The sequence below is a fragment of the Lysinibacillus sp. GW823-FHT06C08 genome (assembly GCF_058795135.1).
The window spans coordinates 985,151-1,006,048 of sequence record NZ_JBXAHN010000001.1 but is presented as its reverse complement, the minus strand read 5'-3'; the positions used below and the strand labels follow the sequence as shown (position 1 = coordinate 1,006,048).

Genomic DNA, 20,898 nt, shown 5'->3' with positions numbered 1-20,898 from the left:
GTGTCAAACAACAGCTACTATCCTATGATTTTTAATAGTAAATACAAAAATTTTAGCATTACTTTTTCATCATATACTACTAGCTTATGGAGATGCTATTTTTTCTGTGCAGGCTAGTCTATAATAAGCTGTGGTACCTGTAATGACGAAAGGAAGTTTAAAATGAACTTAGAAAAAACTGTGCAACTGAAGCAGCCAAAATATCAACAAATCGCTATCGACCTTGCCTCCAAAATCGTAGAAAGAAAATACCGCATCGGCGATAAAATATATGCAAGATCTTCTCTTGCAAGTCAATATAATGTGTCTGCTGAGACTGCGAGAAGAGCAATCGCTGTCTTACAAGACTTAGAAATTGTAGAGGCATCGAAAGGTAGCGGTGTAATTATTAAGTCGTATGAAAAAGCAGCGCATTTTGTCCGACAATTTCATGACGTTCAATCCATTCATGAAATACAAAATGAACTTCTGACAAGTATTCAAAAGCAACAGCATGAATTAATAAATTTACAAGACAAGGCAAAGCAGCTAATTAGTCGTACGGAGCATTTCCGTTCAGTAAATCCATTTATTCCTTATCAATTAGAAATGACTGCTGAAAGTCCATGCATTCATCAAACTGTACAAGCCTTAAATTTTTGGCAAAATACATCAAGTACCATCGTCGGTATTCGTCGTGGTAATGAATTATTACTATCACCTGGTCCTTATGTATCATTCGAAGAAGGTGATATTATTTATTTTGTTGGAAATGATGAAAGCTTCGCTAGAGTACAAAGCTTTTTATACCCAAATTAAAAACCGTTTAAGCGCTGATATCACAGCGTTTAAGCGGTTTTTTTCTTATTGGTCGGTTTGACAAAAGTAACAACCCTTTGTTACAGTAAGGTTGTTACTTGTTTATTTTTGGGTATCACTATCTTCAAATAGTAATAATCTACGAAAGGAGTGCTTCTATGGAAAAATTAAAAGTAGAACACGTATCAAAAGTGTTTGGCAAACATATTCCCCAAGCACTAGAACTCGTCAAGCAACAAAAAAGTAAAACTGATATCTTAAAAGAAACAGGTGCAACTGTTGGTGTATACGATGCAAGCTTTACAGTGAACGAAGGAGAAATCTTCGTTATCATGGGATTATCAGGAAGTGGTAAATCAACATTAATACGGCTCTTAAACCGCCTTATTGAACCAACGAGCGGAAATATATATATCGATGGAGAAAATATTTCTAAAATGGGTAAAGAAAGTTTACGGACCGTAAGAAGAAACAAAATGAGCATGGTTTTCCAAAACTTCGGTTTATTCCCTCATCGTACATTACTTCAAAACACCGAATACGGCCTTGAAATCCGAGGCATTTCAAAGGATGAACGCCAAGCAAAAGCAGAGCAAGCTCTTGAAAATGCTGGATTACTCGCTTATAAAGATCAATATCCAAGCCAATTATCAGGTGGTATGCAGCAACGTGTTGGATTAGCGCGTGCTCTTGCCAATGATCCTGAAATTTTATTAATGGATGAAGCTTTTTCAGCATTAGACCCATTAATTCGTAAAGAAATGCAAGATGAGCTACTCGATCTACAACAAAAAGTCAAAAAAACAATTTTATTTATCACTCATGATCTGAATGAAGCATTACGCATTGGGGATCGAATCGCTATTATGAAGGATGGCTCTATCATTCAAATTGGTACGGGAGAAGAAATATTAACCAATCCAGCGAATGATTATGTCAAAACATTCGTGGAAGATGTGGACCGCTCTAAAGTATTGACGGCTGAAAATGTCATGGTGCGACCTGTTTATGTCAACGTAGATTTAGACGGCCCTAAAGTAGCACTAAAACGTATGCGACAAGAGGCTGTTAGTTTATTAATGGCTGTCGACAAAAACCGACATTTAAAAGGCTTTATTACAGCAGACGACGCATTAGCTTCTGCTAAGAAGCAAGAGCAAACTGTCCATTCCATTGTGCAATCAGAGGTGTTAACAGTTCCACCAGACATGCTATTACAGGATATATTAGGGATGATTTATAATTCGCCTACTCCTATTGCCGTCGTAAAAGATGGTCGCTTGCTTGGTGTGCTGATTAGAGGCGTTGTCATCCAAGCACTTTCAACGAGTGACGAGGAGGCCGATGTACATGAATAATTTTTTAGATAATATTCCAACAATACCACTAGCTCCATGGGTAGAATCAGCTATGGACTGGTTGACGAGTAATTTTTCAGCGTTCTTTAACTCGATTCAGCAATTTGGAAAACTACTCATGAATCAGGTCACTGATTTGTTAAATAGTATCCCAGCCATTATTTTAATATTACTTGTCGTTGTTTTTGCCTTTTATGCAACTGGTAAAAAATTCGGGCTTGCCTCATTTTCATTAATAGGCTTGTTGTTTATTTATAATCAAGGTCTTTGGACAAATCTGATGGAAACAACCACGCTCGTCATCTTTTCAAGTATTATTTCCATCATCATCGGTATTCCACTTGGGATTCTAATGTCGAAGTCTACAATCGCTGAAAGTATTATTAAACCAATACTCGATTTCATGCAAACAATGCCTGGCTTTGTCTACCTCATCCCTGCCGTTGCCTTTTTCGGCATAGGAATTGTACCTGGTGTCTTCGCATCCGTTATCTTTGCTTTGCCACCAACTGTACGTATGACAAACCTAGGTATCCGTCAGGTACCTAAAGAATTAGTGGAAGCCGCAGACTCTTATGGTAGTACAGCTAGTCAAAAACTATTTAAAGTAGAAATCCCACTTGCTAAATCAACGATTATGGCAGGTATTAACCAAACTGTAATGCTGTCCCTTTCTATGGTAGTTATCGCCTCGATGATTGGTGCTCCAGGTTTAGGACGTGAAGTCTTAACAGCCCTACAACGTACACAGGTTGGGAATGGTTTCGTTGCAGGTTTAGGTTTAGTTATTTTTGCTATTATTATTGACCGTTTAACACAAAGCTTTAATAAAAAGAAAGCCTTATAAAATTAGTTTATTTTCTTGCCATGAAGGCAGTTTAATAGATAGAAATGATGTACAGAAAGGGAGATTAGATGAAACTGAAAACACTATGGAAATTAGGAATGGCTTTAGGTTTAGGCTTCATGCTCGCTGCATGTAGCGGAGGAGACTCTGGTTCTGGAAAAAATAGTGATTCTAAGGAGGTAAACTTAGCCTATGTAGAGTGGGATACTGAAATCGCCTCTACAAATGTAGTGGGGCAAGTCCTTGAAGATTTAGGCTATGATGTGACATTAACTCCTTTGGATAATGCCATTATGTGGGAAGCAGTTTCTAAAGGCGAGGCAGACGGCATGGTCGCTGCATGGTTACCACATACACATGAATCACAATATGAAAAATATAAAGATAAATTAGATGAGCTGGGCGAAAACCTTGCTGGCGCAAAAATTGGCTTAGTTGTACCAAGCTATATGAAAGCAAACTCTATTGAAGATTTAACAGATGAGGCTGATCGTACAATTACTGGTATCGAGCCTGGCGCTGGTATAACAGCCGCAACAGAGAAAGCATTAGATGAATATGATAGTTTAGCAGATTGGAATTTTGTTACGTCTTCGTCTGGTGCAATGACTACTTCTTTAGCTAAGGCTTTGAAAGAAAAGGAAGAAATTATTGTTACTGGTTGGTCACCACACTGGAAATTTGCTAAATATGATCTTAAATATTTAGAAGATCCAAAAGGTGTTTTCGGTGGTGAAGAAACAATCAATACTTTTGTTCGTAAAGGTTTAAAAGAGGATTTACCTGAAGTGTATTCCGTATTAGATAACTTTCACTGGACAGCTGAAGATTTAGAAAGCGTTATGCTAGAAGTAATGGATGGTAAGGATCCAAAAGACGCTGCTAAAGATTGGATTGAAGCAAATCCAGAAAAAGTAGCTGAATGGACAAAAGATGTAAAAAAATAATGTAAAAAAATGCACTTCCTTTTTTCAACGGGAAGTGCATTTTTTATAGTCCTCTTTTATGACAATATTTTCAACATGACGGCTGCTCCTAAAACAAGCACTATACAAACAACTCTTCTCCAATCCTTTGATTCATTAAAGAAGAACATTCCTAGCAAGGCTCCTCCAGCCGCACCAATCCCTGTCCAAATTGCATAAGCAGTACCCATTGGTAAGGTTTCCATAGCATATGCAAGACCTGCAAAGCTTAATGTAAATGCAAATATCAATAACCCCAAGTTTTTTTTATTCTTTTCGTTATTATATTTACTAATCATATAGACACCCATCATCTCACATAAGCCTGCAATTATTAATGCCATCCACGCCATTATTCAGTCACCTCTTTTTCCTTCGGCTCTCCTGTCACAAGCTTTAAACCAACAACCCCTGCCAATAAAACAACAATACATAGTATTTTTGCTAGCTTCCATGGCTCTCCAAACAGCAAACTATCCGCGCATACAGTGCCCGCTGTCCCTAAGCCTACAAAAATTGCATATACCGTGCCAACTGGTAAATGCTCTCCCGCTTTAATAAGCAAATAAAAACTAACATAGATTGCAATTGCAGTGCCTATCCATTCCCATACAGTTGAAGCATGCTTTAAACCAATGACCCAGCCTACTTCAAAGCAAGCAGCGATAATGACACTTAACCAATGCTTATTCATAAAAAATCCCTCCATTTTATAGGACACGATGAATGACTACCTAGATGACTATCCTTTCTCAGCTTTCGCCAAATCACCTGATTTTAGCCAAAGAAAAAAGCCTAGAAGAAACTGTCCATCGACAGTATCTCCCAGGCTTTTATCCCTCCGTGTCACAAAAAAATTGTGGTTTTCTCTCGGACCAGACTAGCATCAGCTACGGAACCCTAGAAAACTTTACAATATTTTATTAACCTTAGTATAGCAAACTATTTAATAATTTTCCACTGGAACATAGCCGACTTTTTCTACTAATGCTTGACCTTCATCGGTACGTATCCAATCGATTAGCTTTTGAACATTTTCATTTTCTGTCCCTGCAGTGACTGCATAAAACTCGGATACTAAAGGATATGTTCCATTTCGAATATTCTCTTTAGTTGGAGCTACTCCATCAATGGATAGTAATTTGATTTTTTTATTTTGAACCATTTCTGTCGAATAATATCTAAAGATATAGCCCATCGCATTTTTATAGTTTCGATATTGTGATACTTCATGGATAATGCCCCCCATTCCTGAAGCAATATTTTCAGAAGGTGCCTTCATAATCGGCATGTTGCCCATTAATTTCTCTAATGCCGTTTGACTTCCACTATCCGCCAGACGCTGGAAAGCACGGATGGCTTCATCCTCACCGCCTACATCACGCCAATTGGTAATGTCACCAGCATATATTTTCTTCACCTGTTCTAATGTAACATTATCCACATTGTTTTTATGATGGACGAAAAAAACAAATGCCTCTCGCCCTATTGGTGTCATATCAAACGTAAGTCCTTCTTTTTCTGCTTGCCATTCTTGCGAGACAGAAGGTGCTGCCACAAAAATAAGATCCACATATCCCGCTATTAAACTTTGATAGGCTTCTGGCGTACGGCTCACTTGGACCCTACTATTATATGGCTGGTAGTCTCCTTTAGGGTAAGTAGCCTCCACAAAAGCTGCATATAAAGGATACATAGCCGTGGCTCCATCTAATCGCGGTAATGACTCTGTCAATTGTAATGAGGCTACTTCGTCAGGCTTTACCACTAGATTGCCCCGCGTAAATGGTTGATAGGCAGATATATCAATTTCTGCATCTACAGTGGGAATACTCAGCTTATAATAATGTTGAATAGGAGTAATTAAAGCAATTACTATTGCTACACCTAATACACTCATTAACCATCTCCTTTTCTTTTTTGTATGTATCCAATTAAATATTCCACCAACAAACAACACAAATAAACAAACGGGAACTGTATAAACTAGTGGTAGAAAGTGCATATGACCATTCAGAATGACAATAAGTGCTACCATTACTGTCACTACTGATAAACCAATCATAACGCTCACGATTTGTAAAAATTTAATCAAGACGCAACCCTCCAGTGTAATTTTACACTTTCAAATTCATCGTACTAGAAAAAGCAGGCATTCGCAACATTATAATCTGAAAATTATGTTAAAATTAAATTTATCTTGATTCGACATCTATTTGAAACAAGATCATGCCTAAGGTGATGGAAGAAAAATCGCCAAGGCGTAACTGATGATTAGGAGGAATGTACATATGGCAATAGAAAAAGTACGCAGCCATTTAGCCCAATGGCATGTGGAACACAAAATACAAGAGTTAGAGGAGAGCTCTGCAACTGTTGAATTAGCAGCTCAGGCACTTGGCTGTGAGCCTGCCCGCATAGCAAAATCTTTATCCTTTCTTGTCAATGATGGCGCTATATTAATTGTGGCAGCCGGTGATGCAAAAATCGATAATGCCAAATATAAAGCAGTGTTTGGGACAAAAGCAAAGATGCTAGGCAAAGATGATGTGGAAGCTATGATTGGTCATGATGTCGGTGGAGTTTGTCCCTTTGGTGTGAATGAAGGTGTTGTTATTTATTTAGATGAATCCCTTAAACGGTTTACAACGGTTTTTCCTGCATGTGGCAGTAGTAATTCCGCGATAGAGGTTACTATTTCTGAGCTTGAAACCTATACGCCCTATGAAGAATGGATTGATGTCTGTAAGGGCTGGCATGATTAGACGAACAAAAATCGGTGAAACTTTTCAACAGTCTCACCGATTTTTATTGTAGCTATTTCTCCAATTCTCTTTCATCAATGGAAAAAATCATAGAGCTTTTATGATTGCTTTTTCACAATTTTTTTACCATATGTCATATAGCGCCATAGCTTTTCAAATGGACCAATGGAAAAGAATTTGAACCAAATCATGCTAAAGATAATTTGGATGATAAAAATAATGCTTGCGATTACTACAATATCTGATGGTGAAACGACTTCTAAGCCCATAATCGAGATGATGGTCATACCAATAAAGCTTTGGGCTAAATAGTTGGTAAATGCCATTTGTCCCACTCGTCCGATTGGCTGAAAAATTTTCTCTATTTGACGATTCTCTAAAATAGTAAATAAACAAGCTAAATAAAAATATGTTGTCGGAACTACTCCTAAACCAATAATAGATTGTAACTGTTGGTCATCAGCTTGTGAGGCAAACCATATCCATAGTGAAAAACCAATAAAGAATGGGCCCGTAACAAGAAGCAGCCATTTTATTTGTTGGATATGAGCGCCAATATGACCAATCCAACCAGCTTTCGCTACTAAAAATCCACTTAAAAACATGATAAATATAGCGATAGCATCATTCCCTAAAAGACCTAAAATAGTGGCCATTATCGAATTAGTTGGCATATACAATTGACCTAATATAGCAAGAATATGAAGTGTAATGATTGTAAAAAGCCATTTACAAATTGTTGAAATTTTCGCAGAGTAAAATGGTAGCAATAAAAATCCAATAACTGCATAGATAGCTAAGATTGAACCCCAAAACAGGAAAATATGAATGATACCAATAATCAATAATGCAACTAAACGTCTTGCAAAGCGTCGTTTTGGTTTATCCCCACGAGCTTCTGCCCGAGAAGCAAAAATATAAAAACCAACACCGAATAGGAATGAAAAGATTGAAAAGAATTTCTTTTCAATAAAGATATCAATAAGTGAATCGATCACTCCATTGATGCCACTATAATCAGGCATAGGGCCGCCCTCTATTATGACCTGATAGGCGCCTACATTAATAAATAAAATACCAAATAATGCTAATCCTCGAATAATGTCCAAGGAAAGAATTCGTTCTTTTTGTGTAACGGATGGATTCATGTTCAAATAACTCCTTATCTTTTATGCTATAGCTAGCATAACTCTTCATCCTTACAACTATTTTTTTTTAAGCTTACAGGAACCTTACAAATCAAAAGATTAACTTTATAGTTTTTTATCCGATTCTCCCGAAAAAAATAACATATTTTATAGTAAGAACATAGTAGAAAAGAGGTTTCTCCGATGAAAAGAAATCGCAAATTTGGTTTTTGTTACCCGGGCTATCGATACTGTGGACCTGGTTGCTCGGGACCAGGTGAACCCACAAATGCTGTGGATAGTTGCTGTAAACAACATGATGAATGTTATGATCGTTACGGTAGCATAAGATATTGTGATGAACTATTTCAGAAATGCCTCAGACCTCACATGCATGCACCCAATAAGATGGCGAGAGATGCAAGACTATTCAATCGGGTATTCGAACTACGTAATCGATTCTTTTAACAATGAAGCTCACGTTATGTTGAAAACAGCGTGGGCTACTTTTTTGTATAAATCGCATATTTCTGTGGACCCATAAAGCCAAGCTTTGTCCCTAAATAAATGGATGCTGTATTGGAGATATCACAATCCCAGCAAGGCTTTAGCTCGTTGGCCAAACAATGATTGATAAATGTTGTCGCGATCAAACTAGCCAATCCCTGACCTCTATAATTCGAATCTGTCATAATATCAATTTCAGCATAGTCATTTGATTTAAAAATAGAAACGGCTTCACTGACGATTTGCTCCTTATGTATTAGACAAAAGCCAAAACCATTTGTCAGGAAATTAGCCGTAGAATCCCAATATTCATCATAGTAAGCACATGTAAACTCCATTGCGTTATTTATATGATGTTGAGTAATTGGCATGACCTCAAAATTGGATACTTCTTGCTTCTCCTTCCCACCATACAAGCTTTTATCAAATGTAAAGGTATAGCGTTCTAATTTTCTAAGCTGCCCATTTACAAGTTGTTCAATTTTAGTATTCCATTGCTCTGAATAAGAAAATAAGGTAAAGCGCTTCCCTTGCTCTACAGATTGCTCGAGGCAAATGGCAAGCTGACGGTCAAACTCAGTTGTAGTTGAATCACCATATACAAAATAAATTCCTGATTTTGTATGTATTAGGAGCGTTTGAAAAGTAGCTGTATCTGCATAGACTGTCCCTTCTATTAATTGATCAAGAATACTATAAACAAATGTTGGAGCCCTTAGAATGTTTTGTTTAATGATTGGATAATGATTCGCTGTAACTTTTATCACGACGTTTCCCCCTTTTATTGGCATTAAGCACCTTATATTTTATAATAAAATATAGATCTAGTTGAAGGGACTGAATGATGCACAGATAGCAATATTTTTCATCCAACACCATTAAAATCTTGGAGGTAAAAGTATTGATTGAATGTATGGACACGGAAAGATTATTATTACGAAAAGTGGCTAGTGCTGATGCTAAAAGTTTATGGGCGATTTGGTCAGATCCTGCTGTGACCAAATTTATGAATATCTCAAACTTTACACACGAAGAACAGGCGCTGGAAATGATTGAATTACTCAATCAATTAGCTAATGAACATAGGGCCATTCGCTATTCTATCATTGAAAAGATAGGCAATTGTATCATTGGCTCCTGTGGATTTAATAACGTAGATTTCGATAAAGCTACCGCAGAAATTGGCTATGACTTGGCGAAGACTCATTGGGGCAAGGGCTACGCCACAGAAGCTATTATCGCTTTAATCGATATTGCTTTTACACATTTGGAGATGAAGACAATTGTAGCAAAGGTCGATGCCGCGAATATTAATTCCATCAAAGTCTTGCAGAAATTGAATTTTATTTTGCAGGGCTATGATAGCAATGAAGAAAATTTACAAGTATACACACTATGTAAAAGGTAATATAGAAAGCTAAGAATGGTTATCTAACCATTCTTAGCTTTCTGCTTAGTGATACATGCCGTTATTAATTTTCCCCGTCAACTTTTCTATTTGTACTTCGAATAACTCTATTTTAGGCATAATTGGATAGCCCTCTTTTTTCAAATGTCCATTCAGGATTACCGTATTTCTCTAAAAGCGCATCAAAGAGCCATTCCTTCCTTGACTCCTCTTCAATTCTTACAACTTGTCCAAATAGTACTACACTTTGGTAGACAAGTGCAGATTGACAAGCATATTTTTCCCCTGAGTGTAAATCGCCCATTTCACTTACTTCTATACTGATTTTAGGGTTTTGTTTAATATTGGACCAAAAATGGCTTTCTCGCATATTACAGATATGCAAATAAAGTTTATCATTTCTCTCATACACATAAACAAATGGAATCACATAAGGATATCCTTCTTCATCAACCGTCGCAACATGTGCTACTTTCCCCATCTTTAAAAATTGCAGTACTTCATCATGAGAAATTTCTACCCATTTGTTTTGAATCATACCCCTTATCTTATTTTAACCCCCACATCTAAATATGGAACGATTAAAAAAAAATCGTTCATTCTAAACATATATATATTTTACATCTTTGTGACACCTAAAAAAAGGATATTTTTTCTTTCAACAATAAGTAAAGCCAAGAATGCATTTGTTTAGCATTCTTGGCTTTACTTTATCGTTATTTAATTGGAATCCAAATTTCTGAGTATGAATCAGGACTATATGCATCTTCTTCAGGGTACACCTCAAGCTCCGCTGTTCCTGCTGGCTCATATGGATTGGATGGGAACCATTCTGAATATATTTGTTTCCACGTATTTTGCATGGCATCTGGCATAGGGCCATGTACCTCAAATACAACCCATTTTGATGCAGGCACTTCCATTGTTAATAGATCTTCTCCTACATCCCCTTCATGATTTGTAGCAATCCAATAATCAATGAACCCCTGTTGTCCTTGGCTTGTATTAGGTACACATACGCCCAGTACCCCATTGATATTGCCATTATTTAATTGATATAGATGGTGATCGAAGGCACTCTCATTGATTTCCTGCCAGAATAATGGTATTTCTCGAGTATTCTCTCCATCTTGGCAGTTGTACGTTCTTTTTACCCCAACAACTTGAAACTTGTCTTTTTCTACGATTTTATACTTCATTGGTTCTGCTCCCTTCAAGCTTACCTGTATAACCAGGCGATTGTATGATTGTAATGGTCCTTGCTTCTTTCTCGCTTCACTCGGCGTTACATAATGCTGTTTACGAAACGCTTTTGTAAAGGCTTCAGGAGTTTCATAGCCATATTTGTAGGCGAGATCGATTATTTTTTGATCTGTATCCATTAATTCCTGAGCTGCTAATGTTAATCTCCTCCGTCTTAAATAATCCGCAATCGACATATCCGTTAAAATCGCAAACGTTCGCTGAAAATGAAAGACAGATGAATTAACCTCCTGTGCAATTTGTTCAATGGTTATGTTTTCTAATAAATGATCCTCCATAAAATTAATGGCTTTTTGAATCGACTCAATCCAACTCATTGCTCTCACTCCCTGATAACATCTTAAAATAGTTCATGCTTTCCAGCCTGTCTTTTTATGCTAACTTTGGACAGGTATGTGTAGAAGCAGTTTTTCATCACTAACACTCCTTCTATTTTCGTTACTTTACATACGATTTTCGCTCTTTCTCCACTAAAATCCATTGTACTAACTATCAAAAAATATCGAAAAATAACCATTATATTTATAATAACGGACAAGGCCTTTATTGTCCTTAAATCAAGGATAGTCAACATCGTATCTTACCAAAGGAGGAAGAAAAGACTTAGGCTATGCCTTCAGATGAAAAGGAGGCAATGGGAAATTTCCAAGCATGTTGTAATCATGAAGTATACGAAGAATTAGGCTACAGGTAGTATTGATGATAAATCTAATGCAGCTGTAGAAGTCAGTTACTTTGAAGCCATCATAATTGGCGGACAAATGACCCTTCTTAATCTTGAATAAATTAATGTACGATATCGCATGGCAATCTAAAGATGATGTTGCACGACTACCATTGACATTCCCAGAAGATCGACCATTTCTCTTATCTTTATTTCCATAAAAAAAAGTCACGTCTTCTCGACATGACCATCCTTTTACATATAAATTTAATGGCTACTCTCGTCTGGATGTTGATAAATAATTAAGGCAGAATGGATGACCGTTTGTTCTCCGATATAAAGGGTATTGTATTTGATATCAAGTATGAAAAAGTAACTTAAATCTAATAAAGCCCGATTAATATCATGTTCAAATTGCACAATATCGTTGTTTTGAATTGTCACAACTTGAGTCGTTTGTGTCATTGCCCACACCCCTTTTCTTTAATAAAGGGTATGAAAGTCAGTATAAAAATATTGGAGCTTTTTAGCTCCAATATTTTTTAGTACATCGTTAAATATTCCTCACGCTCCCAGTTATGGACCCGTGTGCGGTATTTATCCCATTCGATTTCTTTGGCAACATTAAACTTTTCATAAATATGATCACCTAGAGCATCTCGTACAACTGAATCCATTTCTAATTCAATTAACGCATGTTCTAATGAAGAGGGTAAGCTATCAATGCCATTTAATTCACGCTCTGGACCTGTCATTTTATAAATATTTCGATCTACCGCTGCTGGAGGCGTTAAATCCTTGCGTATGCCATCAAGCCCCGAAGCCAAGATCACAGCCATTGCTAAATAAGGATTCGCCGCTGGATCCACTGAACGTAATTCAACACGTGTTGATAATCCTCTAGCTGCTGGTATACGAATAAGTGGTGAACGGTTTTGAGCAGACCAAGCAACATAGCATGGGGCCTCATAGCCTGGGACTAATCGTTTATAAGAATTAACAAGTGGATTCGTAATTGCCGTAAATCCGTGTACATGCTGGATGATTCCTGCCATAAAGCTACGAGCTGTTGCACTTAATTGAAGTTCTGCGTGTTCATCATAAAATGCATTTTTATCCCCTTCAAATAATGATAGATTAAAATGCATACCAGAGCCGTTAACTCCGAATAATGGCTTCGGCATAAATGTTGCATGTAGCCCATGCTGTGCAGCGATTGTTTTTACGACTAATTTAAATGTTTGAATATTGTCGCATGCTTCAATGGCACTAGCATATTTAAAATCAATTTCATGCTGTCCAGGTGCTACTTCATGGTGAGATGCCTCAATTTCAAAGCCCATCCCTTCTAGCTCTAAAACAATATCCCGACGACAATTCTCTCCTAAATCTGTCGGAGCTAAGTCAAAATAACCTCCGCTGTCATTTAGCTCAAGTGTCGGATGCCCCTTTTCATCCAGCTTAAAAAGGAAAAATTCTGGCTCTGGGCCCAAGTTAAAGGAAGTGAAACCTAACTCCTCCATTTCCTTTAAAACGCGCTTTAAATTGGAGCGTGGGTCTCCTTCAAATGGTGACCCATCTGGCCTTGCAATATCGCATATAAGGCGTGCCACCTTACCTTTTTCAGCTGTCCAAGGAAAAATGACAAATGTATTGAAATCTGGTCTCAAGTACATATCAGACTCCTCTATACGTACAAAGCCTTCAATCGAAGAGCCATCAAACATAACCTTATTGTCTAAAGCTTTTTCTAATTGACTCACAGGTACTTCTACATTTTTAATCGTTCCTAATATATCAGTAAATTGTAGGCGAATAAACTTCACATTTTCTTCCTTTACTCGGCGTATAATACCTTCTTTTGTATAATGTTTCATTTTCCACCACTCCAATGTAAATTTAGTTAACACATTTTTTATAACTGCTTTTAAAATACATCATTTTATTGTTATTAGCAATATGTATGTAAAGTTTTATAACATCGTTTTTTTAGAATATATTTATCTTGAATTTCGATACATAAAAAAGGCGTACCCATTTACTAAATGGATACACCTTATATATATTTTTAAAATTGAAATAGCATATTAACGAATACTACGAGTATGACAGCAGGTACTATGATTAACATTAACATCCTGTAAATCGCATAATACCCCTGCCCCATCTGGCTTCCCATTAGCAGTTCTCTTTTCACAAATTCCTTATCCACTACATATGCAATAAAAATCGCAATGGACAAGTTACCCAATGGCAGCATTAAGTTTGATACTAAAAAGTCAGTTGCATCAAAAATATTCTTCCCAAAAACCGATACATCCGCTAGCAGGCTAGAGGAAAGGGATGCTGGGATGGCCGCAAGAAAGACGACTATACCTAGGCAAGAAGTCCATACGAGACGAGACTTCTGACTATTTTCCATAAATGCCGCAACAATAATTTCGTATAAACTAAACGAGGACGTTAATGTGGCAAATAAGAATAATAATAAAAACATCGCTAAAAATACTTCCCCAAATGGCATTTGGCTAAATGCTGTCGGTAACACCATAAATAACAAGCCTGGCCCAGCTGCCGGCTCTAAATCAAAAGCAAAAACGACCGGGAAGATAGCTAGTCCAGCTAAAAATGAAACAAGTACCGTTAGCATAACGACGGAGCCTGCTGAATTCGGTAAACTCACATCTTTTTTGAGGTAGGAACTATATGTAACAAGGCAAGAAAATCCAACGGCTAACCCAAAGAAGGATTGCCCTAAAGCTTCTAATAAGGCTTTTCCGGTAATATTTGAAAAATCAGGCCATAAAAAGAATTTTACCCCGTCCATGGCGCCATCTAATGTGACAGCACGTATCACTAGGACAATGAACATAATAAAGAGCAATGGCATCATCCATTTATTCGCCTTTTCAATACCATTTTGGACACCTAACGAAATAACAAGTACGTTTGCTAATGTAAACAAAGCCAAACCTACAATTGTAATCCAAGGTGTACCAATTATCTTTCCAAATAGTTCTCCAGGATCAATAGCCGGATCAATGACAGCACCCGCTACGCCTAGCCCACTATAAATAAAAATCCAGCCACCGACAACGCTATAAAATGTTAGTAATAAAAAACATCCGAGAACACCCATGCGGCCAATCCATGCCCATCCCTTTTTCGTAGGAGCAATTTTTTTATAGGCAGTAATTGCCTCTGACTGTGTACCTCGTCCTAAAATATATTCAGATAATAGCATCGGGAGCCCAATTAACAATGTAAACAATACAAAGATTAAGAAAAACGCCCCTCCGCCACTTTGTCCGGTTACATACGGAAGCTTCCAAATCGCTCCTAGTCCTATTGCAGCACCTGCTGATGCTAAAATAAATCCTAACTTACTAGACCACTGTCCTTTTTTTCCACTCATCTCTTCAAACTCCTCTAACTTTCTAAACTCTTCTCTAATTTTACATGAAATTATAGCTTTCGACTAGGTATTACTAAAAAAGAACTAGTTATACTTGGACAACCCATTACCTTTTTCTATTTTTTCTACATTTCGCCATAAAAAAGCCTCGAGTTCATCCCTCGAGGCTTAGTACATTTTATTTTGTTATATACATAGAACGCTGGCGGTCAATCCATTTACGCATTGTCGTAAATAATAACGCCATAATACCCGTTAATAAAATCCCTTTGACAATATTAAATGGTAAAATACCAGCGATAATCATTTTATAAAGTGAGTCACCTACAACAGGCTCCATTCCTAAGAAGTAAGTGTACATTGGTAAAAATACAGCATAGTTTAAAACACTCATTCCTACTGCCATCACAACTGTTCCTATTGCTAAACCTCCAACAAGACCAGCGATTGTTTTAAATCGATTAAAAATAAAGCTTACTGGCAAGATGAATAAAATACCTGTTACAAAATTGGCCATATGCCCTACCGGAACGCCTGTTGGAGTGCCTGAGAAAATCCAATCCAACACATTTTTAAACAATTCTACTAAAATACCAGCTACAGGTCCCATTGTGATTGCTGCAAGCAAGGCAGGCATATCACTGAAATCCACTTCCAAAAATGCTGGGAATGGCGGAATTGGGAAATTAAAAAGCATTAATAAAAATGAAATACTGCTCAGCATCCCAATCGTAATAAACGATTGAAGTTTGACATTTTTCTTCATAGAAAACTCTCTCCTCTTTGCTGATTCAATCTCGCAAGAAGAAAGGTGACGATCTTTCAATTGTTTCATGAAAAAACCCTTATGCGTTTAATAAAGCATAAGGGAGAAAGGCATAACGAATAAGCGTCCTCATCAACTAATTTTTGAGCACAGTTTAATAAAACATACAAAAAAGCGCTCGGTCATAGTTCATTTCATGACAATGAATGACGATCGTACCTTCATCTTCTCCCATCCAGACTTTAACTGTCGGCCTTGGAATTTCACCAAGTCAGCCATGCGAAAATTCGCACAGGTCGCGGGCTGAAGAGTTTAACATAAATCAAGCGAGCTAATGAATATATTCACTAGCGATTTATGACTCTATTACCGCCGGTCGGGATTTTCACCCTGCCCCGAAGATGAATCATATTATTTTATACTACAGCTTTACTATAATGAATTACGAAGTAAAAGTAAATAGTTCTGCTCAAAAAATCCGATTAAATTGCTATGTTTTATAAATAGAAAAGGCACTCCCGCCATACAGGAATGCCTCTCTTGTTTTTTTCTTCCTTCGACTATGGTAAAAATTGTTTATTTGGTCCCACTGGCTTTGGTAAATAACCCTTCAAATCAAAGCCTTCCCAGCTTTCTTGCACAACATTATCTAAAAGGAGCTGTTGATTAAAGCTAGCAGCAGTTAACATCATGGCCTCAATTAATTGAGTAGCTCGTATTGGTTCCATAGATGTTAAATCAAGCGGAATATCAAAAGTAACAACGACACCTTCCGCTTGTTCAGTGACTGTGTATGTTACATTTTCAGGCACTACGGATGTATAGACATCATCATTTTTATTTTTCATCAGTGTAAGTGCCTCTGTGACTGTCTCAAAAGATTGACGGAAATCTGGTGATAAATATTCTGCACCATTGGAATCATGGTACAAGTAATAATTATAGTGCTTTGCATTCGTTAAGGACATTCCTTGACTTGGCTCACCTTCTTGAGAAAACTCATACGGGGTTCCATCTTCATTTTGGATTTCCACTTCGGTGTATTCAGAGTCCGAGAATGTGTCTTCCATTGTGCCTTTATATTCATTTACTGCAGCAGAGGCAACATCATAGTCATTCCCCTTTGGCAAGACATGGATAAGCTTATCATCCTTTTCCTTCAGCTCACCTTTATAAGGATGATACTCTGTAAACCCTTTGGCCTCCTCGTCAATTTGAGGAGCATACTTTTCATATATCCGTAAGGTAGAAGGCTTCTCTTCTCCAAAATCCGTAGCCACACGTTCATTTGGAATCACATACGTCATAGGAACACTTTCCGCATCACGCCCTGCCAAACCAATACGGAATACGACAGCATCTTTTACATCCTCCTCATAGACAGATGTACGTAAAGATAAAATGCGCTCATGTTCCGCAACAATACTTTTGGAATCCAGCATTTCATCCTGCGTGGCCGCTTCCTTTGCTGCTGAATCCTCTTGCATCGTCGAAAACTGAGCCGTTTCAGGCATACTCGCTTGATCTTTTTGCTCACCTTGATTGTTCTTCAATATTGTGCCAACTAGTATTGTTAGCACAAAGACTGCGGCTACACTCATATAAATCTGCATATTACGTACTTTTGATTTCGTCGCAGGCTTTTGAATGATAGCACCTTCCTGTTGAGATGGTTCATCTTCTATAGGTTCTTGCATAGCTTCTTGAAGGTGGATATTATCTTGCAAGCGAGCATCTGCCATTAACCGATTTAATATATCTTCTTTCGAACGGTGGTCAGAAAGCTTAGGGGCATTGTTCAGTACATGTTCAAGCTGCTCATCATCAAATGCCTTATGTGTCATTGCCGTTTCGCCTCCTGTTCTCTGATCGGCTGTAGCTGTTGCCTTAAAAATTTAATGGCTCGATGCTGGGTTGTTTTTACCTTCGCTTCTGTCCAATCAAGTATTTGCGCCGTTTCTGCAATCGATAAATCCTGGAAATAGCGCATAATAATGACCATTTTTTGATCGCCAGTACAGTTTTCTAATGCTGACTCTACTTGCATAAATTCATCACTGGCCTGTAGCATTTCCTCCGGTGATGGTGTGTTTGAATGGAGCTGTTCCGTTTCCCAGTCAAAGAAATCAAGCGAATGCTTCTGACGCACTGCTTGCTTTCTAAAATGATCAATCGCAACATTTTTGGCTATTGCAAAAAGCCATGTTTTCTCACTACTATTGCCTGCAAATTGATCGTATGAGCGCAATACTCTTACATAAACTTCATGCGCTAAATCTTCAGCAAGTGTACGGTTTTTTACTAGATAGATTAGAAACTGGAACACGTCTTGATGATAGGCATCGTATAGTCGATGGAACACGGAGTCATTCAATGCACTCCACCCCCGTTCTATATTATTTGTCGTCTTACATTCACAGAAGTTACAGTCAATTAATAACAAACCATGTTATTAATCGAACGGTAAATAAAATGTGAAGGTAGTACCTTCCTTAAGCACACTATCTACCATAATATTTCCTGAGTGTGCCTTTATAATATTTCGTGCAATGGCTAAGCCAAGTCCCGTACCACCCTTAGATCGAGTACGTGCCTTATCTGCTTTATAAAAGCGTTCAAAGACATAAGGTAAATCATCTTGAGGAATACCATGTCCTGTATCTTGAACAGAAATTTTAGCGAATGTTGGCTCCTGCTCCACTTTTACTGTGACAGATCCCTCTTCCGTATGTCTTAGTGCATTGTCGACTAAATTTGTGAGTACTTGCTCGATGCGATCCTCATCTATATTAATCATCGCATCGTCATTAAATTCACTATCAAATAGTAGACGAATATGCTTTTCTTTTGCAACCTGTGCAAATTTTTGGGTAATACGTTCGAATGTAGAATTAATTGGCAATTCATCTTTATAGAGTGTCATATGCCCTGATTCCATGCGTGCTAAATCTAATAAATCCGTGACAAGGCGACCCATTCGTTTGGATTCATCATAAATAATTTTTGTTATTTCATTACGTTCTTCCAGATCTTGAATAAAATCATCATCCATCAATGCTTCAGAATAGCCTTGAAGCATGGCGATTGGCGTCCGCAATTCATGAGAGACGTTCGCAATAAAATCGGATCGAAGTTTTTCTAAGCGGTGTTGTTCAGTCATATCACGAATAACAGCGACTGCACCACGAATGTTTTCTCCACTATAAAGAGGACTAATTGTAAACGTATAGTAATTACCATCCATTTCAATTTCCTCTTCTAGCTTATCCTCAAACATGAGTACATGATCCAGCATATGATACAGCTCTGGCGGTATTGGCTTCGCACTTTGTGAGCCTTTGTTTACAAACCATTTTTGCATCAGACGTTCCGCTGGTGGATTACTTAATAATATTGTACGGTCGCGATTAAATGTAATCACTGCATCTGTCATAGATGTCAAAATATTGGATAGCTGTTCATTCTCTTGATTGATGACCTCTAAATTATGCTTTAATTGACGACCCATTTGATTGAAAGCAACTGCAAGCTGTCCAATTTCATCATTTTGAGTCGTAGGCATTTTCGCTTCAAAATTCCCTTTTGCAATTTCAAATGCCAGCTCACGCATTTTTCTAAGTGGAGAAGTAATACGTGAAGACAAGAAGAACGCAAAAAATGTAGTCAAGACAAATGCTATGAAAGCTGCCAAAAAGACAATTTTCGTCGTTTCCTTGGACGTTTTATGTAGGGCATCGGGGCTTTGATAGATGAAAACTGCTCCATGTACAGCATTCTCTACATTTAATGGGAAACCAAGTACAACGTAAGATTCCATTTTCTCTTGATCTGTAGAGGAGGGCATCATCATTTCTTTAGTAATTGGTTCATCTGATTGAAAAACCTCACGGAAAGATTTATTTGCCAAAATAGTATCTTGAATTTCCTTTTTATTGAGTCCCTCTTGCATGGCAAAGGATACCTCTACATGGCTGATTGCGATTAGTGCGTTGGTGCCTTTAGGTAAAATATCTTTTAATAATTCCGAAGTCGATTCAGCTGTTTCATTGTCATCCACTATACTTGCCACAGTGGCAGCGGTTTGACGTAAAGATATTTCCGCTTGCTGCATATGGTAGTTTTGAAGAAATTCAAGCATTAATACCGTGAAAACAAATAATACAAATGAAACGAGAAGCAATATGGTTACCCATAGCTTCCCGACAACACTATTCCATATTCTATTCATTGACAACCTCAAATTTGTAACCAACGCCCCAAACCGTCACGATCATTTTAGCAGCGTTTTCAGAAACACGGTTGAGCTTTTCACGCAAACGTTTTACGTGTGTGTCAACTGTACGTAAATCACCAAAGAAATCGTAATGCCAAACCTCTTTTAGTAGTTGTTCACGGTCAAATACTTTGTCTGGCGATTTCGCTAAGAAGTAAAGTAATTCATACTCTTTTGGTGTTAAATTCACCTCAATGCCCTCTGCCGTTACACGGTGTGCATCATGATCGATCATCAAATGCTGGAACACCACTAAATCTTTTGAAGAGGATGCATTTGTCGTTGGTGAGAATGCCTGTGAACGACGTAAAATGGCCTTCACACGTAACACTACCTCACGAGGACTAAATGGTTTTACAATATAATCATCTGCTCCTAGCTCGAAGCCTTGAACACGATTAGCTTCCTCGCCTTTAGCAGTTAATAAAATAATAGGAGTTGCAGCGCGTTCACGAATTTCTGCACACACTTCTAGCCCATCTTTTTCAGGCATCATAATATCAAGTAAAATACAGTGATATTCTTTTTCTAAAGATTTTTCGATCGCTTGTTCACCATTTTCTGCCTCGTCAACAAGGTATCCTTCTCGCTCCAGATACATTTTTAATAAGCGGCGAATTCGATCCTCGTCATCTACTACTAATACTGAAATATTTTCTGACACTTTCACGATCCCTCTCTTCCAATCTTTCTCTAACTTCTATTGTACATGGTGTGACACATATTGAAAAGAAAAGAAAGC

General features: G+C 37.6%; 22 protein-coding genes and 2 riboswitches. Of the genes, 7 read left to right on the top strand and 15 right to left on the bottom strand.

Annotated elements, in window-relative coordinates; translation table 11 throughout:
* Window positions 1-162: 162 nt before the first annotated feature.
* The 4 genes from AC1Q6O_RS04705 (at window position 163) to AC1Q6O_RS04690 (ending at window position 3,950) form a co-directional block, all read left to right on the top strand.
* The gene (locus AC1Q6O_RS04705; RefSeq protein WP_008174565.1) at window positions 163-798 is read left to right on the top strand and encodes a GntR family transcriptional regulator; all 636 of its coding nucleotides are present in this window, start codon (window positions 163-165) and stop codon (window positions 796-798) included.
* 158 nt (window positions 799-956) lie between these two features.
* Window positions 957-2,156 (top strand): quaternary amine ABC transporter ATP-binding protein, encoded by a 1,200-nt coding sequence (locus AC1Q6O_RS04700; protein ID WP_008174567.1) that lies wholly within the window; start codon window positions 957-959, stop codon window positions 2,154-2,156.
* Window positions 2,149-3,003: an ABC transporter permease gene (locus tag AC1Q6O_RS04695; RefSeq protein ID WP_008174570.1), complete on the top strand. Its 855-nt coding sequence runs from the start codon at window positions 2,149-2,151 to the stop codon at window positions 3,001-3,003. The genes AC1Q6O_RS04700 and AC1Q6O_RS04695 overlap by 8 nt, the downstream gene beginning before the upstream one ends.
* A gap of 68 nt (window positions 3,004-3,071) precedes the next feature.
* Window positions 3,072-3,950, top strand: a complete 879-nt coding sequence (locus AC1Q6O_RS04690) for a glycine betaine ABC transporter substrate-binding protein (protein ID WP_492400940.1) — start codon at window positions 3,072-3,074, stop codon at window positions 3,948-3,950.
* 56 nt (window positions 3,951-4,006) lie between these two features.
* Here the strand turns inward: AC1Q6O_RS04690 and AC1Q6O_RS04685 are convergent, their stop codons facing one another.
* The 3 genes from AC1Q6O_RS04685 to AC1Q6O_RS04675 form a co-directional block, all read right to left on the bottom strand.
* Entirely contained in the window at window positions 4,007-4,321 is a 315-nt protein-coding gene (locus AC1Q6O_RS04685) for a DMT family transporter (protein WP_008174577.1), read from the bottom strand.
* Complete coding sequence (locus AC1Q6O_RS04680) at window positions 4,321-4,662, bottom strand: DMT family transporter (protein WP_036124306.1); 342 nt, start codon at window positions 4,660-4,662, stop codon at window positions 4,321-4,323. Before AC1Q6O_RS04680 ends, AC1Q6O_RS04685 begins: the two co-directional genes overlap by 1 nt.
* A gap of 126 nt (window positions 4,663-4,788) precedes the next feature.
* A riboswitch (guanidine-I (ykkC/yxkD leader) is annotated at window positions 4,789-4,883 on the bottom strand.
* A 31-nt stretch (window positions 4,884-4,914) separates the two neighbouring features.
* Window positions 4,915-6,063 carry a PstS family phosphate ABC transporter substrate-binding protein gene (locus AC1Q6O_RS04675; protein WP_492400939.1) on the bottom strand — a complete coding sequence of 383 codons (1,149 nt, stop codon included), beginning with the start codon at window positions 6,061-6,063 and terminating at the stop codon, window positions 4,915-4,917.
* A gap of 196 nt (window positions 6,064-6,259) precedes the next feature.
* On the opposite strand from AC1Q6O_RS04675, the gene AC1Q6O_RS04670 reads away from it, so the two are divergent.
* Window positions 6,260-6,733 (top strand): YbaK/EbsC family protein, encoded by a 474-nt coding sequence (locus AC1Q6O_RS04670; RefSeq protein ID WP_008174582.1) that lies wholly within the window; start codon window positions 6,260-6,262, stop codon window positions 6,731-6,733.
* A gap of 98 nt (window positions 6,734-6,831) precedes the next feature.
* Here the strand turns inward: AC1Q6O_RS04670 and AC1Q6O_RS04665 are convergent, their stop codons facing one another.
* Window positions 6,832-7,881 carry a DUF418 domain-containing protein gene (locus AC1Q6O_RS04665; RefSeq protein WP_239355317.1) on the bottom strand — a complete coding sequence of 350 codons (1,050 nt, stop codon included), beginning with the start codon at window positions 7,879-7,881 and terminating at the stop codon, window positions 6,832-6,834.
* A gap of 183 nt (window positions 7,882-8,064) precedes the next feature.
* On the opposite strand from AC1Q6O_RS04665, the gene AC1Q6O_RS04660 reads away from it, so the two are divergent.
* Complete coding sequence (locus tag AC1Q6O_RS04660) at window positions 8,065-8,328, top strand: Parvovirus coat protein VP1-like protein (protein ID WP_083796472.1); 264 nt, start codon at window positions 8,065-8,067, stop codon at window positions 8,326-8,328.
* A gap of 35 nt (window positions 8,329-8,363) precedes the next feature.
* On the opposite strand, the gene AC1Q6O_RS04655 is transcribed toward AC1Q6O_RS04660, so the two are convergent.
* Entirely contained in the window at window positions 8,364-9,134 is a 771-nt protein-coding gene (locus AC1Q6O_RS04655; RefSeq protein WP_043989774.1) for a GNAT family N-acetyltransferase, read from the bottom strand.
* Between the two features lie 134 nt (window positions 9,135-9,268).
* On the opposite strand from AC1Q6O_RS04655, the gene AC1Q6O_RS04650 reads away from it, so the two are divergent.
* Window positions 9,269-9,775 carry a GNAT family N-acetyltransferase gene (locus tag AC1Q6O_RS04650; RefSeq protein WP_090001085.1) on the top strand — a complete coding sequence of 169 codons (507 nt, stop codon included), beginning with the start codon at window positions 9,269-9,271 and terminating at the stop codon, window positions 9,773-9,775.
* Between the two features lie 112 nt (window positions 9,776-9,887).
* Here the strand turns inward: AC1Q6O_RS04650 and AC1Q6O_RS04645 are convergent, their stop codons facing one another.
* The 10 genes from AC1Q6O_RS04645 to AC1Q6O_RS04600 all read right to left on the bottom strand — a co-directional run bounded on the left by AC1Q6O_RS04645 (window position 9,888) and on the right by AC1Q6O_RS04600 (window position 20,820).
* Window positions 9,888-10,313 (bottom strand): pyridoxamine 5'-phosphate oxidase family protein, encoded by a 426-nt coding sequence (locus AC1Q6O_RS04645; RefSeq protein ID WP_239355316.1) that lies wholly within the window; start codon window positions 10,311-10,313, stop codon window positions 9,888-9,890.
* Window positions 10,314-10,491: 178 nt separating this feature from the next.
* The gene (locus AC1Q6O_RS04640) at window positions 10,492-11,355 is read right to left on the bottom strand and encodes an AraC family transcriptional regulator (protein WP_008174590.1); all 864 of its coding nucleotides are present in this window, start codon (window positions 11,353-11,355) and stop codon (window positions 10,492-10,494) included.
* 614 nt (window positions 11,356-11,969) lie between these two features.
* Window positions 11,970-12,167: a hypothetical protein gene (locus AC1Q6O_RS04635; protein ID WP_043989777.1), complete on the bottom strand. Its 198-nt coding sequence runs from the start codon at window positions 12,165-12,167 to the stop codon at window positions 11,970-11,972.
* Window positions 12,168-12,244: 77 nt separating this feature from the next.
* Window positions 12,245-13,579 (bottom strand): type I glutamate--ammonia ligase, encoded by a 1,335-nt coding sequence (gene glnA, locus AC1Q6O_RS04630; protein WP_008174595.1) that lies wholly within the window; start codon window positions 13,577-13,579, stop codon window positions 12,245-12,247.
* A gap of 191 nt (window positions 13,580-13,770) precedes the next feature.
* Complete coding sequence (locus AC1Q6O_RS04625) at window positions 13,771-15,117, bottom strand: sodium-dependent transporter (protein ID WP_089985417.1); 1,347 nt, start codon at window positions 15,115-15,117, stop codon at window positions 13,771-13,773.
* A gap of 178 nt (window positions 15,118-15,295) precedes the next feature.
* Complete coding sequence (locus AC1Q6O_RS04620) at window positions 15,296-15,883, bottom strand: ECF transporter S component (RefSeq protein ID WP_008174600.1); 588 nt, start codon at window positions 15,881-15,883, stop codon at window positions 15,296-15,298.
* A gap of 219 nt (window positions 15,884-16,102) precedes the next feature.
* A riboswitch (FMN riboswitch) is annotated at window positions 16,103-16,290 on the bottom strand.
* 153 nt (window positions 16,291-16,443) lie between these two features.
* Window positions 16,444-17,727 carry an RNA polymerase subunit sigma gene (locus AC1Q6O_RS04615; RefSeq protein ID WP_089985416.1) on the bottom strand — a complete coding sequence of 428 codons (1,284 nt, stop codon included), beginning with the start codon at window positions 17,725-17,727 and terminating at the stop codon, window positions 16,444-16,446.
* Window positions 17,724-18,257 carry an RNA polymerase sigma factor SigX gene (gene sigX / locus AC1Q6O_RS04610; RefSeq protein ID WP_036124281.1) on the bottom strand — a complete coding sequence of 178 codons (534 nt, stop codon included), beginning with the start codon at window positions 18,255-18,257 and terminating at the stop codon, window positions 17,724-17,726. Before sigX ends, AC1Q6O_RS04615 begins: the two co-directional genes overlap by 4 nt.
* Window positions 18,258-18,335: 78 nt before the next feature.
* A complete protein-coding gene (locus AC1Q6O_RS04605; RefSeq protein ID WP_008174604.1) occupies window positions 18,336-20,111 on the bottom strand; it encodes an ATP-binding protein in 1,776 nt (591 codons plus the stop codon).
* Entirely contained in the window at window positions 20,104-20,820 is a 717-nt protein-coding gene (locus AC1Q6O_RS04600; RefSeq protein WP_004232215.1) for a response regulator transcription factor, read from the bottom strand. Before AC1Q6O_RS04600 ends, AC1Q6O_RS04605 begins: the two co-directional genes overlap by 8 nt.
* Between the last annotated feature and the right edge of the window lie 78 nt (window positions 20,821-20,898).